At 42.6% G+C, this 14382-nt stretch carries 15 protein-coding genes and 3 pseudogenes; 2 read left to right on the top strand and 16 right to left on the bottom strand.

The features are described from left to right. Positions 1 to 152: 152 nt before the first annotated feature. Entirely contained in the window at positions 153 to 2297 is a 2145-nt protein-coding gene (locus AAC855_RS19785) for a TonB-dependent receptor (protein ID WP_340611848.1), read from the top strand. Between the two features lie 274 nt (positions 2298 to 2571). Here the strand turns inward: AAC855_RS19785 and AAC855_RS19780 are convergent, their stop codons facing one another. The 9 genes and pseudogenes from AAC855_RS19780 to AAC855_RS19740 form a co-directional block, all read right to left on the bottom strand. Then, on the bottom strand, positions 2572 to 2901 hold the full coding sequence (locus tag AAC855_RS19780; protein ID WP_340611846.1) for a cupin domain-containing protein: 330 nt from the start codon (positions 2899 to 2901) through the stop codon (positions 2572 to 2574). A 268-nt stretch (positions 2902 to 3169) separates the two neighbouring features. Then, positions 3170 to 3913 carry a 2,3-dihydro-2,3-dihydroxybenzoate dehydrogenase gene (dhbA, locus tag AAC855_RS19775; RefSeq protein WP_340611844.1) on the bottom strand — a complete coding sequence of 248 codons (744 nt, stop codon included), beginning with the start codon at positions 3911 to 3913 and terminating at the stop codon, positions 3170 to 3172. Continuing rightward, entirely contained in the window at positions 3910 to 4794 is an 885-nt protein-coding gene (locus AAC855_RS19770) for an isochorismatase family protein (RefSeq protein WP_340611843.1), read from the bottom strand. Before AAC855_RS19770 ends, dhbA begins: the two co-directional genes overlap by 4 nt. Positions 4795 to 4811: 17 nt before the next feature. Next, on the bottom strand, positions 4812 to 6422 hold the full coding sequence (locus AAC855_RS19765; RefSeq protein ID WP_340611868.1) for a (2,3-dihydroxybenzoyl)adenylate synthase: 1611 nt from the start codon (positions 6420 to 6422) through the stop codon (positions 4812 to 4814). After that, complete coding sequence (locus AAC855_RS19760; protein WP_340611842.1) at positions 6416 to 7585, bottom strand: isochorismate synthase; 1170 nt, start codon at positions 7583 to 7585, stop codon at positions 6416 to 6418. Before AAC855_RS19760 ends, AAC855_RS19765 begins: the two co-directional genes overlap by 7 nt. A 2-nt stretch (positions 7586 to 7587) precedes the next feature. Then, on the bottom strand, positions 7588 to 7794 hold the full coding sequence (locus AAC855_RS19755; RefSeq protein ID WP_340611841.1) for a hypothetical protein: 207 nt from the start codon (positions 7792 to 7794) through the stop codon (positions 7588 to 7590). A 438-nt stretch (positions 7795 to 8232) separates the two neighbouring features. Further along, positions 8233 to 8367: a hypothetical protein gene (locus AAC855_RS19750; RefSeq protein ID WP_340611840.1), complete on the bottom strand. Its 135-nt coding sequence runs from the start codon at positions 8365 to 8367 to the stop codon at positions 8233 to 8235. Positions 8368 to 8383: 16 nt separating this feature from the next. Further along, positions 8384 to 8587: pseudogene (locus tag AAC855_RS19745) on the bottom strand (IS701 family transposase); the annotation flags it as partial. 75 nt (positions 8588 to 8662) lie between these two features. Continuing rightward, positions 8663 to 9175 (bottom strand): annotated as a pseudogene (locus AAC855_RS19740) (IS630 family transposase); the annotation flags it as partial. A 38-nt stretch (positions 9176 to 9213) separates the two neighbouring features. On the opposite strand from AAC855_RS19740, the pseudogene AAC855_RS19735 reads away from it, so the two are divergent. Continuing rightward, positions 9214 to 9393 (top strand): annotated as a pseudogene (locus AAC855_RS19735) (IS630 family transposase); the annotation flags it as partial. A gap of 407 nt (positions 9394 to 9800) precedes the next feature. Here the strand turns inward: AAC855_RS19735 and AAC855_RS19730 are convergent. The 7 genes from AAC855_RS19730 to AAC855_RS19700 all read right to left on the bottom strand — a co-directional run. Continuing rightward, positions 9801 to 10376 (bottom strand): hypothetical protein, encoded by a 576-nt coding sequence (locus AAC855_RS19730; RefSeq protein ID WP_340611839.1) that lies wholly within the window; start codon positions 10374 to 10376, stop codon positions 9801 to 9803. A 26-nt stretch (positions 10377 to 10402) separates the two neighbouring features. Beyond that, positions 10403 to 10918 (bottom strand): hypothetical protein, encoded by a 516-nt coding sequence (locus AAC855_RS19725; protein WP_340611838.1) that lies wholly within the window; start codon positions 10916 to 10918, stop codon positions 10403 to 10405. Positions 10919 to 10924: 6 nt separating this feature from the next. Further along, the gene (locus AAC855_RS19720; RefSeq protein ID WP_340611837.1) at positions 10925 to 11611 is read right to left on the bottom strand and encodes a hypothetical protein; all 687 of its coding nucleotides are present in this window, start codon (positions 11609 to 11611) and stop codon (positions 10925 to 10927) included. A gap of 82 nt (positions 11612 to 11693) precedes the next feature. After that, positions 11694 to 12281, bottom strand: coding sequence for a hypothetical protein (locus AAC855_RS19715; RefSeq protein ID WP_340611836.1), 588 nt, complete (start codon positions 12279 to 12281; stop codon positions 11694 to 11696). A gap of 2 nt (positions 12282 to 12283) precedes the next feature. Beyond that, on the bottom strand, positions 12284 to 12967 hold the full coding sequence (locus tag AAC855_RS19710; protein WP_340611835.1) for a hypothetical protein: 684 nt from the start codon (positions 12965 to 12967) through the stop codon (positions 12284 to 12286). Continuing rightward, a complete protein-coding gene (locus AAC855_RS19705) occupies positions 12960 to 13559 on the bottom strand; it encodes a hypothetical protein (RefSeq protein WP_340611834.1) in 600 nt (199 codons plus the stop codon). The genes AAC855_RS19710 and AAC855_RS19705 overlap by 8 nt, the downstream gene beginning before the upstream one ends. A gap of 368 nt (positions 13560 to 13927) precedes the next feature. Then, on the bottom strand, positions 13928 to 14382 hold a 455-nt coding region (locus AAC855_RS19700; RefSeq protein WP_340611833.1), incomplete at its 5' end, for a hypothetical protein.

The following is a 14382-nucleotide window of genomic DNA, read 5'->3' as shown; positions in this document are numbered from 1 at the left end:
CAGCCATTAAATACTGCATCCGAAAGCTAGATGTTGCCCGCAGAATAGGTGCTGTAACGGCCCGTATTTGAAGAAATACTAACAAATATGTAATTGACAAATTAGGAGGTTAACATAATATTACCTGCCTGTGAACAGTAATGATAATGATAATGATAATGATAATCATCCCGAAAAAGACAGTAACTCCCCTAGCTATCAAGGCAGGAAATCAGATTTTTTCCCGCAAAAAAATGTTACTTAACAGTGCAATTTTGCTTTCTTTATCCTCCCTGGGAGGGCAAGCGATTGCGTCTGATCAAGCAGAGAAAAATGAAACGAGGAACGATGAAGCCGATATCATCACTGTAACCGGTGAAAAGACGGCAAGATCACTACAAAGAACGGCAAGTTCAGTTACCGTTATCTCCAGACAGGAGATACGAAATAAGCCCGAAGCGACAACTATCGCTGGTATGTTGCAGGGTACACCCAATGTGCTTTATACCAGTAATACAGAGGCACCGAGTATTCGCGGTATTGAGACGAACGGCCCTCTTGTCGGGGGAAATACGTTTCTTTCCAAACCGATACCCCGGGCAACCACCAGTGTTGATGGTCGTTATATAAGTGCGGCGGAATTCAGTTTGGGAAGAGGGCCTATTTGGGACGTGAATTCAATAGAAGTCTTCCGCGGCCCACAAACCACAACACAGGGAGCAAACAGTATTGCCGGGGCAATTATTATCAAGACAAACGATCCCACCTTTACGCCCGAATTCGATGGTCAGGTTTTGTATGGAAGCCACCAAAAGAAACGAGCATCCTTTACTGTCAATGGGCCGTTGACAGACGATCTCGCGGTACGCCTCGCAGTGGATTACAGCGGCAGAAATACGTTTATCAAATATACTAATCCCCAATTCTTTGATTCTGATATGAAGAAAGGTGCTGAAAATCTGGATGCCCGGTTTAAAGCACTTTGGCAACCACTGGATAGTCCTTGGCTGGCTAAACTCACCTACTTCCATACAGCAGCAAAAAACTCTGATGCCGAGTCTGCTTCATTACCTTACCGTAATTTGAAGAGTATGACTGTAGGCATAAACAAATCTAAGACCAGCAGTGATATCGGTATCTTCGATCTTCAATATGATTTTGACAACGATATCGTGCTCTCCAACCAGCTCCAATATTCTGCATCGAAATACCGTTACACTTTCACGAAGTGGTTGCCGGGTATCGCAAACCGTGATTCGAACAATATCACCAACGAAACACATCTGAACTTCGGTGATGAATATTCAACCTGGAGTGGAGTGACAGGGCTTTATTACTCGCGTGATAAAGCCAGAAATGTGCTTAATAATGTTCTGGGTAAAGCTGATGCCGATTTGACTAACACGAGCGTTGGTCTTTTCTCAGAGGCGACCAGACGTTTTGCGGGAAAATGGGCTTTGACTGGCGGTTTGCGCTATCAATATGATCAGGTCAAGCATGAAGGGATTAACAGCTATGTACCCGGTGTTTATCATGAATATAGCAAAGGGTTCCATGCTGTCCTGCCGAAAGTTTCCCTCGCTTACGATATTTCTGATGATGTCACTGCCGGTGCTTTGGTCAGCAAAGGCTATGCTCCGGGCGGTACAGGGGTGAATTTCTCCGGGCACTCCTATTATACCTTTGCTCCGGAAAGAGCCTGGAATTATGAGTTATTTGCCCGTGGTAAAGCCATCAATAACCGATTACTGGTAACCAGTAATATTTTCTATACCGATTATAAGGGGTTCCAGAGTGCTGTAGATGATTACAGGGAAGACAAATCTAACGGTTCGATTCTTGTTAACGCCGATAAAGCGGTAAGCTATGGGGTTGAACTAAGCGCAGATTATCGGGTACTGGACAATTTAAGCTTAAACGGCGGGCTTGGATTACTTCATACTGAAATCAAAAAATTCGCTGATTATCGAGGCAACTCGTTTGAAGGAAAACACTTCTCTAAAGCACCCGGTTATATGTTTAATATCGGTGCTGACTGGAATATCACCGAACAATTCCGTCTGAGTGGATCTCTTCGTTACGTGGATCATTATTTCTCTGATGACCAAAACGATCCTGAATTACGAGTCAGTTCTTATTCAGTTTCCAATCTTCGTTTCACATATAATCCGACCAACAATCTGGAACTTTTCGTCTACGGAAATAACATTTTTGACAGACGTGCTCCGACAAATAAATACCATGATCGTAAGGCCGGGCTTTCTGGCAATATGTTAGAGCCGCGTGAAGTAGGTATTGGTGCGAAAATGAGTTTCTAAAAAATCAGCATTGAGTGCGCCGATCTTCGTTTGAATAAGGTTGGCGCCTCCCGTAGTGGAAAATGACTTGATTATCTTGACCTGATGATTTCGATCGTCAGGTTTTTCGCTATTAGCGGTTTAATCAGCTTGGCTAAAAGTGAAAGATAATAAACGATGGGTGAGGGGCAGGGGGGAATTAATCGGCAGATCCCCCTGCCTTTATTGCAAATCACGTCTGGGAATAATTATCTGAATTCATGACTTGGCAATTTTGATTAATCATTGATTGGCATTAGTTTGCAACTATAGGTTCGATTAATAGCAGCTTGGTTAATACGGTGGAAGAAGGTTTACTTTCTTCCCCTTTCGGTACTACAAAAAACTCACCTTGCTTTATTATTACGTGTTCATCTTTAAAATCTATACGAAGTTCACCCTCAATGACCATAAACACCTTGTCTTCTTTTTCATGTGTATGCCATATAAAATCACCATCTGCGAGTAATATAATTATCTTATAGTCGTTTGTTTCAGTTATTACCTTCGGTGACCATACTTCTTTGATTAAATCAAATTCTTGTTTTAAATTTGTTACTTTTCTCAATGCAGCAATAGGGTTCATGTTATATAACTTTCCTTTAGTTAGTTTTTGGTTTGGGTTTTTAATACTTACCAAGTATACACTTCGTCTTTTAAGGTGCGTGTTATATCTCCCCGCGATGCGAGGAGATATAAGGATTCGCCTCATATTACCCGTTTCAACTTGAAGTTTATCGCGTATATATGGAATGATAGTTTTCCGGTTTTTTATCTTATAGACAGGAAAATATTTTATCTATTATCTCTCTTTCTAACCTATTTGGTTATTACAAATTTAAACATATGAGGTATCAGGCTCCGAGCGTAGCACCTCCGTCAATGACAATATCCTGCAATGTGATGTGACTTGCTTGTTCAGAAGCTAAAAAGAGAATGACATTGGCTATTTCATCGGGTTGTGCGATTTTCCCGAGTGGAATGCCCAGTTTAAATTGTTCGGTCATGCCGTTAATCAGACGCTGATGCGCTATGTCACCATTGAGCATCCCTTCCAGCATTGGGGTTAATGTGGAACCCGGTGAAACAATGTTACATCGTACGCCAAACGGTGCCAGTTCAAGCCCCACACTCAGGCACAGGCTACGCATTGCTGCTTTAGATGCGCAGTAAACTGCCATATTCACGCGCGGTACGTGGGCGGCGTTAGAGACTATTGAAACGATATTACCACTGCGCTGACGCTGGAAATGTGGAATGAGTATTTTAAACAAATTGAATGCTGCGCCAGCATTAACGTTGATCGAACTTTCCCAGTCTTCACGGCTCAACGTTTCTGCTGAACCAAGACGCAGAACTCCCGCACCATTAACCAGTACATCCAGCCCGTTTTCCTTTAGCAGTGGAGAGCAGATTGTTTGCACCGCACAATCGTCACTGACATCCAGAATGAATGTCTCAAACGGCAGTGAATCAGGGAACTTCAGATCGAATCCAAAAACCTTAGCCCCTGCCTCGTGAAAGCGGAGAGCGGTGCGATAACCGATACCACTTCCGGCTCCTGTCACCCAGATTGTTTTTCCCCTGAAGTTGTTCATTTCACCTCCAAATCTCCGTTCAACAATACGAGCCAGTTTCGCAATGTTGGTTGTTTCATTAAGGAGGCAAAATCGAGCTCGTACCCTTCCTGTCGGCGCTTTGAGACGAAAGACATCATCCGTAGTGAGTCTAAACCATAATCAAGCAAGTTTTCGTCATCATCAATGTCGCATACATCTTCATCCAGTGTGGATTGCAGTATGGTAAGCAAACGGTCCCGATCCCATCGATTTTCTGCTGCGGGGGAAATGAGAGCTGACAGTGCCATATCGGTAATCAACACTTGTCCGGAACGGCCCGCAGTATAGCGTAGCGCCATCATGTGCTCTTCCCGGCTGAAGTCTGCCAGTGCATCGCTTATCATAAACGCCTGTATATCGCGCATGAAAGCGTCAGTAGCCGTAGTCAGGCAGCCGATATGGGCATACACGCCACAGATCATAAGCTGGTCACGCTGACGTTCTTTCAGGTGAGTCTCCAAATCAGAGCGCTGAAACGCGCTGTAGCGCCACTTCACCAGTACAGTATCCTGTTGTTCGGGAGCCAGCGCTGCCGCGATTTTTTGCTGTTCTGGATAGCGGTTCAGCCCCGGCCCCCACATATCATTCAGTAACGCGCGTTCGACGTCACTCTGTTGGTCCGGCTGAGCGGTATAAAACACGGGAATGCCGAGCTCATGGCAACGTGCGCGCAGAATAACAATGTTGTCAATAACCTGCTGAACCATTTTGCTTTCTTTTCCCCAGAAGTTGAGGAAATATTCCTGCATATCGTGAATCAGCAGAGCGGCACGTTGCGGCTCTAATCGCCATTCTACTTTATTAGCAGGTAAGGTCGCCTCATCGGGCAGGGTATAGTCCTGAAGTTTAGGAATGCTCATGACGTATTTTCTCAATTTTATAAGGCAGTGCTGGCAAGTGCACGTAACGCCTGTTTATTAATTTTTCCTACCGGAGTCAGCGGCAGTTTAGGCAGACTTTCGAAACGATCGGGAATTTTGTAGTCGGCGATACCTTGTTCTCGCAGCCAGCGGCGAAACACCACTGGTTTTACCGATTCATGCTCGCGCGTCACTACATATGCGCAAGTTTTCTCACCCATCAGAGGGTCAGGAATAGCAACCAATGCGGCGTATACCACTGCTGGATGGCGTAGCAGAAGATGTTCAACTTCTTCAGCGGCAATTTTTTCGCCACCACGATTTATTTGATCCTTTTCGCGTCCAACGACTTTCAGATAGCCATCGGGAAGCTGAATAACGACGTCACCAGAGCAATAAAATCCGTGGCTGTCGAACACCATTTGGTTATGTTCCGGGCTTCGGTAATAGCCCCGAAAAGTGTATGGGCCTCTGGTCATCAATAATCCCGGTTCTCCGAACGGTACCGGAAGGCCTTCCTGATTTGCGACCCATACTTCATCATCATCGCTGATAGGGCGGCCCTGAGTGGTGAAGGTATGTGTATCGTCATCATCTAGTCGGGTGTAGTTCACCAGACCTTCCGCCATGCCAAATACCTGTTGGAGCTGGCAACCCAGTTCCGTTGGAATGCGTCTGGCCAGCGTTTCTCCCAGAGGAGCACCGCCGACCAGCATGACCTCCAAACTGGAGAGTTCGTCGGCGTGCCCTCTGAGATTGCTATATTCGAGCCAGATGCTGACCGCAGGTGGTACTAGGGCGACAAGGTTGATTTGATGACGTTCTATAGCCGGAAAACACCCATCCGGACTTGGGTCGGGAACGAGGATAACCTGACCCCCCGCATAGAATACGCCTAAAGCCCCCGGTGAACTCATAGGATAGTTATGTGCAGCAGGTAATGCACAGAGGTATCGGGTTTTACTGCTTACGTTGCAGATTGGGTTGCTGGCACGGACGCTGTAATAATAGTCATTGTGGGTGCGTGGGATCAGCTTGGGTGTGCCAGTGCTGCCGCCGGAAAGCTGGAAGAATGCGACTTCATCCGCCGGTGTTGGCGTTGGTGTAAAGTCTCCCGGTGCTTCCGATATCATGCGAGAAAGCGAATAGTCTGAATCTGTATGGTGAAGCACGACTATATTCAGTTCCGGGCACTTATCCATCAGACGATCAATAAGCACATCATCATGAAACTGGCGATGTTGGCGATCGGCAATGAGTATTTTAGGCTTAATCTGGAGCGCATACGCGGTTAATTCGCTGCTTTGATGGCTATAAAGCGCGTTAACAGGTACGACACCCAGACGCAATAAGGCAAAAAAGACGATATAAAATTCAGCCACGTTACCGAGCTGAACCAGCGCAGTTTGTCCCTGACGCGCGCCGCGTCGGTGCAGAGAGGCGGCCAATCGGTTTACTGACTCGTTAAGCTCGCGGTAGCTCCAGCTCTGCTCCCCGCAAAATAATGCCTTAGCATCGTTCTCGCAGTGAATATCAAGAATATCGTTCAATGGGCGATCAATCCAATACCCCTTCAAACGATAGCGTTCAGCCAGATCCTGAGGCCAACGGTTGAATTCAATCATAATGTCTGCTCCTGTTGCATAGCAAAACCCAGTGCGCTCAGCATGGTGTTAAATTTGGTACGGGTTTCCATCCATTCATTTTCCGGAACAGAGTCTGGAACGATGCCGGCACCGGCAAATAGCTCAATCTGATGAGATCGCACTTTACCGCAGCGGATCGCTACTACCCATTCTCCATCTCCGTGGGCATCGCACCAGCCGACGATACCGCCAAACCAGCCGCGATCGAATGGTTCCAGCTCGCCGATCAGATTGCGTGATGAGGTATAAGGAGCGCCGCATAATGCAGGTGTAGGATGAAGTAAGCAGGCAAGTGATAGAGCAGTATCGCGATCACTGACCAGTGTTCCCTGAATCTCAGTGGCGAGATGCCAGAGTGTCGGTGTGCTGAGGAGTGAAGGTTCAGGAATAGTCAGAGAATTGCAGAGATCTGTCAGTTGGCGACGGATAGCTTCCGTGACCACCAGATGCTCATGGCGATCCTTTACGGAGGCTAACAGTTTTTCTCTGGCCTTTTGATCACTGACATTATTCTCACCTCGCCGCGCAGAGCCTGCAAGAGGGCAGGAGCGCAGGGTATTCCCCTCTTTACGTAGCAGCAGTTCAGGGCTGGCGCCAATCAGAGTGCCATCCGCCAGCGGCAAGTGAAAGTTATAGCTCTGTGGATTCTGCCTGTTGAGTTGTCGCCACAGATTCAGCGCACTCAATGGAGGAATGCTTTCAATCTGTAACAGGCGCGATAATACCACTTTATCGAGCGCACCGATTCGCAGAGGGTTCAGCGCACTTTCCACCATAGCGCAATATGCATCGTGATCCGGAATAAAGTGAGCCTGGCCCTCCACCTGTACCGGAGAATCGGAGAGGTTAAAGGCATAGCGATTGAACCAATGGCAGGTTTGTGGAATAAACAGCGAACAGGGTCGGCGTTTATCAAAAGGAATAGCTCCTACGACAATAGGATTTTCTACTCCGGACTGCTGAGCCTGACGAAGCTGCTGCTGTACTCTTTGCTGGAACTCGCTTTCGACACGATGTCCGGATGAGGCCGGAAGTGTCAAAGTGGCAAAGCATCCCCGCGCGAGCAGACTTTTATGAGGTGACAGAAATATGAAGTCATCCTCTTGCAACGTGAGTGGCAGAAGGTCGTTGACGATACCAGACAAAATCAGGTCCCTCTTGTTAGTATAATGGTCAGTTTTTTCTCCATACCGGAGAGGAGGAAAATACCGCTGGCAAAGAGAATGCCAACCGCCAGTAGTGCCGGATACCAGATGTTATCTGTGATGGCTGGCTGTGGAGGAGATGCTGTGGTAGAAGGAGGGAGAACACCCCTCTTTACGGAAATTTTCAGCGCTGAGGTTGTAACTCTCACGATGCTGATCCCTCGCTAACTACATACGCTCCGTCAGATAGAATAGGTGTTGAAAACATCACCACCTGAATCTTAAATCTTTCGCCTTTGGCGATGAGTTTCATCACAAGTTTTTTTCTTATCTTAAACATAATCAAACACCGTCTGACTTTGCCTTATAAAAATAATCTAATAACCATCAATTCATTTGTGCTGCTTGCAGGCGGCGCTGGAAACCCAATTTGATAAAACATTTATCATGGAGAGGTATGATCTCCTGAAGAAGAAAACGTCACTACAATATTGCAAATGGAAATGATTATCAATATAATTATCATTATTAATTATTTGCTGATTTTTTTACCAAACTGGCCCAGTTGTATTAAGTGAATCAACCCGAGCTGTTGTGTTGTGGTAAATTTGGATCCTCCACCAAAAAGTAAAAAGACCGCACTAGTACTACAGCCGTAATGGCTGTGGAATAAGAGGGTGATCCCGGCGCCGATAATGACATTGTTGTGCGCGGTACTGATGTCGTCGTCGCCAGTTTGACCAAAATAAAATTTGTTCGACGGTTTCTCTGGTCTTTTTCATCAGTTTTGACAGCAGGTTACGCAGTTCCGATATGCTCAGGGCTATCAGTCCCTGCGGTGTTTTTTTTCTCCTGTATCCGCAAAACTGCCAAGACCGCATGGGCCAGTAAAAACAGCGTAATATGCCGATACCAACTGTGCCACTGCCGCACTTCGTAATGATCCAGACCGCACTCGCCTTTTGTTTCCTCAAAACCGCTTTCGATTTCCCAGCGATGTCCAGTCACCTGAATCAACGATCTTAAGATCGGCCTGCTCTTTAAGGGCATAGACAACATATAGCCAAATCAGAATAATTAGACATATTTCACGTGTTCCATAAACAGCTCGTCAATTGAACATCTTTCTAGTCTTCTTATTGCTTTGACTTCAGCACATTTCGGTTCGATAGGATTCAAATCCGGGCTGTAAGGGGGTAGCCATTCCAACAGGCAACCGTGGTCTGCTATCGTTTTTATCGTGTCATGCCGTTTATGGTATGAGGCATTGTCCATGACAATCACGGCGCCGCTTGGGAGCTGGGGCAGCAAATCTTGTGTCATCCAGGCATGAAAGACATCCGCATTAATGCTTCCCGAAAATAAGCTTAAGGTCACGAAGGTTTTTTTGAGGATCGCGCCAATGACATTGATGCGGCCTTTGGCTTGCCAATCATATGTCCCGAAGCAGTGCCGCCCTTTCGCCGAATAGCCGTGTGTGCGGGGCATAGACTGGGCAAAACCGCTTTCATCCAGATAAACTATCGGTTTCTCCGCTTGTTCATAGTGGCCGATGCGTTCGATAAAAGCCTGACGAGCCTGAGCGTTGGGGTGCCTTAGCGTTTTTTTTGACCGTTATTTTCAGCCGTTTCAATTCGCCATGGCTCAATAAGATTGAACACCTGTGGCAGTCTTTACATGAAACCGTCACACGGAATCATTGCTGTCGGTATATGTGGCAACTCTTAGCGTACGTTGAAGAATTTATAACTGTCTTTTCATTAGAGCAACAGCCGGGAGTGAGAAAAATGAGTGTATCGTTATTATGAAAGCTTATTTATACAACACGAATAGTGAAATTTTCTGGGTAAGGTTTACTATTAATTAATCCTCTCTCCCTTAGCCGAATAATCTTTTTACAACGGTAAAAATTATCCCGACATATTCTCTAGTAATGGCATGTTTTAACTGACATTATGACCTAATATATTAAGCTTTCTTCTAACTTCCTGTTCTTTTTCTTGTTCATACTAACCTCAACTAACACTTGTTAAATATACATAAAACTGTCAGTTGAGGTCTAATAATTAACATTATCAACTAACGCGGAATGTTGATTATTTTTAAAAATTACCGGAATCGGATCTTAACTATTAGCCATAATTGATCACCTACTAATGAAAAGTAATGGGATGTCAAATTTAAGCATAGGTAATCAATTAGTAAGGGTGAAATTTCACTTATAATAATAATTAAAATAAACGGAATAATGTAATTGCTCTCCTGATTTAACCGTCTGGGTCGGAAAATAATGTTTATAAGCACTCGGTTTTTTGAATAATAAAAAATGAAATTCCAGTGTATGCTCTGTGGGTTTCCAATTAATTGCAGCTAAAGTATAGGGAATTATTTGGTCATAATTTGAATTTGTATAATAAACCGTTTGCCCCGTCCAACTCCATGTATTTATAGTTAATTCCCCCATTTGTGATACGACTAAACGACTGTAATCGACTTTTCCGGTTAAATAGCCATAACCATTTGAATGATATTTAACCGCACCTAAATCACAAATGACATCAAATTGTTGATAATTAACCGCTGTTGCAAAAAGACCATCCGATTTCTGTTGAAGACGATTATATTGCGGATCAATATTTAATAGATTTAATGAAAATGGTTTCGTTGATGAACCATCACCACTAAATGCAAAATCATCAGTTTGTACTGCCACATTCATATATTCCGTTGCTGGATCTAAAGGTGCATGCTTACCATCTTTTAATACAATAGGTAAATTATTATTAGCCATTTAAACAATCCCAATTAAAAATAATTTCAACGATGAATACAGTTATAATCCACATATTCCGGTAATACCATGTCACCTATCGAAGACAAGTAACATCGGGTCTCCCCATCTTCATAACAAATCGTATTCACGACGGAAAGCGGTAATAAGGTCTTGTTTATATTTCTGAGGGGATCAGACGGTGACATATAGATATAAGAGATATGACCGCTGACAAAGGAGCCGTCACTATAATAAGCAGAACAAACTGTTGAACCGAGTGTTGATGATTCCATTTTCATACCGTCACTGACCACAACGTCACTATCATAAATCAAATCAATATTCATACTCAAGCCTTTTGGGATAATCCCCAATCCATTATGAGGGTGAGCACTCAACTGTATCGCCAGTGGCGTATCTTGCGTGCCGTTCCCTCTCATAAGTGGGGATGCGGCATACACCATAGCATGTGTCTGATAATACGAACTGATATCCGTCGTCGGGGCATGTGAATTTCCGACCTGACAGACATAATGATGAAATCCAAGATTATTTTCCATTCGAGATTATCCTAATTCATTGACTAATCCATTTAAACCATGAATGGTATAGTCTAAATAAATGCCGTCTGAGTGTGTTAAATGAGTTTGAAAATAATGCGCCGATTGTGGCTTAGTTGGAAAAATATGCGTTAATGTTAGCGTATTATTATCATCAAGGTGTATCGCGGGTGACCCGATAAATAAAGGGTTTTGATGTACATCAAAATAAAGGGCATTATAAGAAACAATAACTTTGATATTACCATGAGGCACTTCAATATGTTGTATTTTATAATAACTCTTCGGTACAACCTCCTCATAAATATAATACCCTTCGGTGGTAACTGTAAATTGGGTATACCGTATATAATTACTGTACGCCGTAAACCGCATTTGCAAATCATCACAAATAAGTCCTGCGACAAAGGGATAATTTTGTTTCGTGAGTATAGCGGTCGATATGCGATTAAGGGGACCATCAAGAAAACCCGCAGAGGCTCGAATATTACGGATCTTAAAATACGGATCATAGTCCGGCGATATAACATCCGACGATACAACATTTTCTAATGTGACATTATCTACATTCACCATACCATAATATTTCGTGATATTATCGGGATTAGGAACAATCGATTCATGGCTTGGTATACTGGGATTATCCAAATAATGATCGTTATACATAACCGGTAAAACTATATCTTTATCCATAATTTCCACTTATAATAAATAGTCTAGGGGCCGATCTAACGGTACGTGCTTCTTATAATTCTATTTTTACACAAACCTGATTTTATTTTTCAGATTCATAAACAAATAAACATTCATATACAAATCTGACTTGCGTTGGATCCCACTCTTCCGGGGTGGTGCGTCCCTCCACTGAGTCCATTGCATGCGGAGTTGACAAAATCCCAATATGATACATTAATGCCCCATGCTGCTCCGGAGAAGAACCATAATCATAATAGCGTGAAGCGACGAGACTTATAGGAATGACATTATTATTGGCTGATAAGAAATTAGCATACGACATAATACTAGCATGCCCAATGGTCTTTACGGATCGCGATATTACCGCACTATCTGTAAAGGAATACGAGGTAGTGCCCTGAGGCGATATTTTGTCTAATGGGGCGTAAACATCATCCTCAATTTGTACATGATAAATCGAATGACGAAGGGTTAATCCGGCAGAAGAAATAACTATTTGATTGCGGGGATCTGGATCAAGGATTAATGATAAGGGATTATCTTTTGCTCCGGTTCCTTTAAAGGGCATTTTAGTATAGGCAACTGATCGCGTCTTAAAATATTGGCCCGTGTCCTCACTTTGTTGTTGTTTACCGGCCACATAAAAAATAGCGTTACTTAATGTCATGGTTAACCTGCACTATTTAAATAAATGATATAATCCAAATAAATACCCTGTTTTGGATCGGAAATGGGTGAGAAATAGGTCGCACGTACTGGAGAAGTACTCAACATATGAAGCACATTAAACTTAGTTAAATTAGAATCAACATAAGAATCACTACTCAACGTTGGAGTGCCCATAAAAATAATTTGGTCATCATGATCATAATAAAGAGCATTATAATAAAGACTAAATTGTGAAATCGCTGAATACTGTTGATACGCTTCTTTAAATTTCGGATCGAGGGAAAATATATCTTCTTTTAAAATCAGATGACCGTCACTATTAACTTGTAACTGATCAAAGGTGTAATACGTTCGAATAGGAAATCCAATCGTATAGCAATCCGTCACAACTAAACCCGGCGTCGGCCAATAGGTATTCGTCGTCGAATCATAATTCGTCGCCTCCTCAAAATAATTCACCGCATCCTTTTCGTTCGTGAATTTCAATGATAATAAAGGCGGATTATCATACTCAGCCATAAAAAAAACACGATCATCAAAATTTAGCGTAATCGGAGGATACACTTGTATATTATTTCCATCCGCATTAATTTCACCCGTAACGACATGACCGTCTATCGGATAGCCATCCTGATCGGGCTGTTTCATAGAATCAAATAGGACTAGTGGATAAAAGTTATTCATGAATATGCTCGGGATAATAGTAAAATTGAACAATAAAATTCAGTTCCATCGGTGACGTCGTTTTTCCATGGGGTAACAAATGCACTACCGAAACTGGTTTTTGATAAAGTACAAAATGAAAAGTCATTTCATGTTTTGATTTTTGCCAATCATGGGCCACTAACGAAAATGGGATGAAATAATCGATATTCTGGCTACTGTAAAATAAACTCTGACATAACCAACTAAACCCCGTGAAATTAGGCTCAAAATTTAATTTTGTGACCCAATTTTGATAGTTAAAAGTATACGAAAAATAACCATATCCATTTTTACTATATGTGATATTTTTTTCAAAATCACACACTAAGGGATGCTCAACACACTGGCCTAAAACACAAAACAGCCCCTTGTTGGTAAGCTGTAACGGATTAATATACGGTAAATTTATACCTATAGAAACTTGGAGGGGAGATTTCTGACTACCGTCACCTAAAATCACAGGTGAATTCACATTAACCGTGGGTGCCATGTATTCATTATCGGCTAATGGTACATGCTTTCCCTCTTTTAAAACAATGGGAATAGGATGTATTGTTGACTTCTCAACCATAATATTATGTCCTTTCAAAAACAAGAGACTGTTGATATTATTCCCTATATATGACGATAAATTTTCTTAGGGAAGCATCTACAAAAAATGTTTATTTATTACTTAAATAAAATCAAATACAGAGAAAGAAAAATAATTCTTATTACAACCCACCCACCTAAACTTTAAAATATTATTTCTATTATATTTCAGCACTTTTTAATTGAGTTTTTTCTGATTGACTTTCATTTGTGAATCTAATTATTTATCTTTTTAAATTAAATATTTTCAATATCTCACTAGGTTTAGTATCTTATTTTTAATAAAAGGATTAATTACTTCATACCACGGAAAGTATTTTACTAACGCAAATACAATATGATTGTCATTTAAGATTTCTTAAATGCAGGAATAACATAATCACCCGCCATAAACCACGCATCTGGTGTACCTAACAACATAGTACGATCGCCAAAAAACGTAGTGGGGACGTCTGTTCCTGATGTAGTAGCCGGAGCTTTACCGCCAGAAGTTAGACCCGTGTCACCTCCCGCACCCATTTGAACATGACCCATATCAACAACCAGAGGTGTTTTATCTCCGTTGGTATAAGTTACAGTTAATGTCATGGTTTTATTGGCTTGATCATAAGCAACATCAGTAATTGACTTAATCTCAATTTCTTTAACTGCTGTGTGAACATGGTCACAGGTGGCAATTCTATCAGTGGGTTTTAGTGCGTTTCCGTCACAACCGGTTAGATTAGTAATGATTTGAGGATTAGATACGGTGGCTTTTTTGATCTTGTCATCAACCACATCACAGGTCGGAATTTTATCAGTGG

It is taken from the genome of Xenorhabdus bharatensis, from assembly GCF_037996705.1.
Classification (GTDB): Bacteria; Pseudomonadota; Gammaproteobacteria; order Enterobacterales; family Enterobacteriaceae; genus Xenorhabdus; species Xenorhabdus bharatensis.
This window is presented reverse-complemented; position numbering and strand designations above follow the sequence as displayed.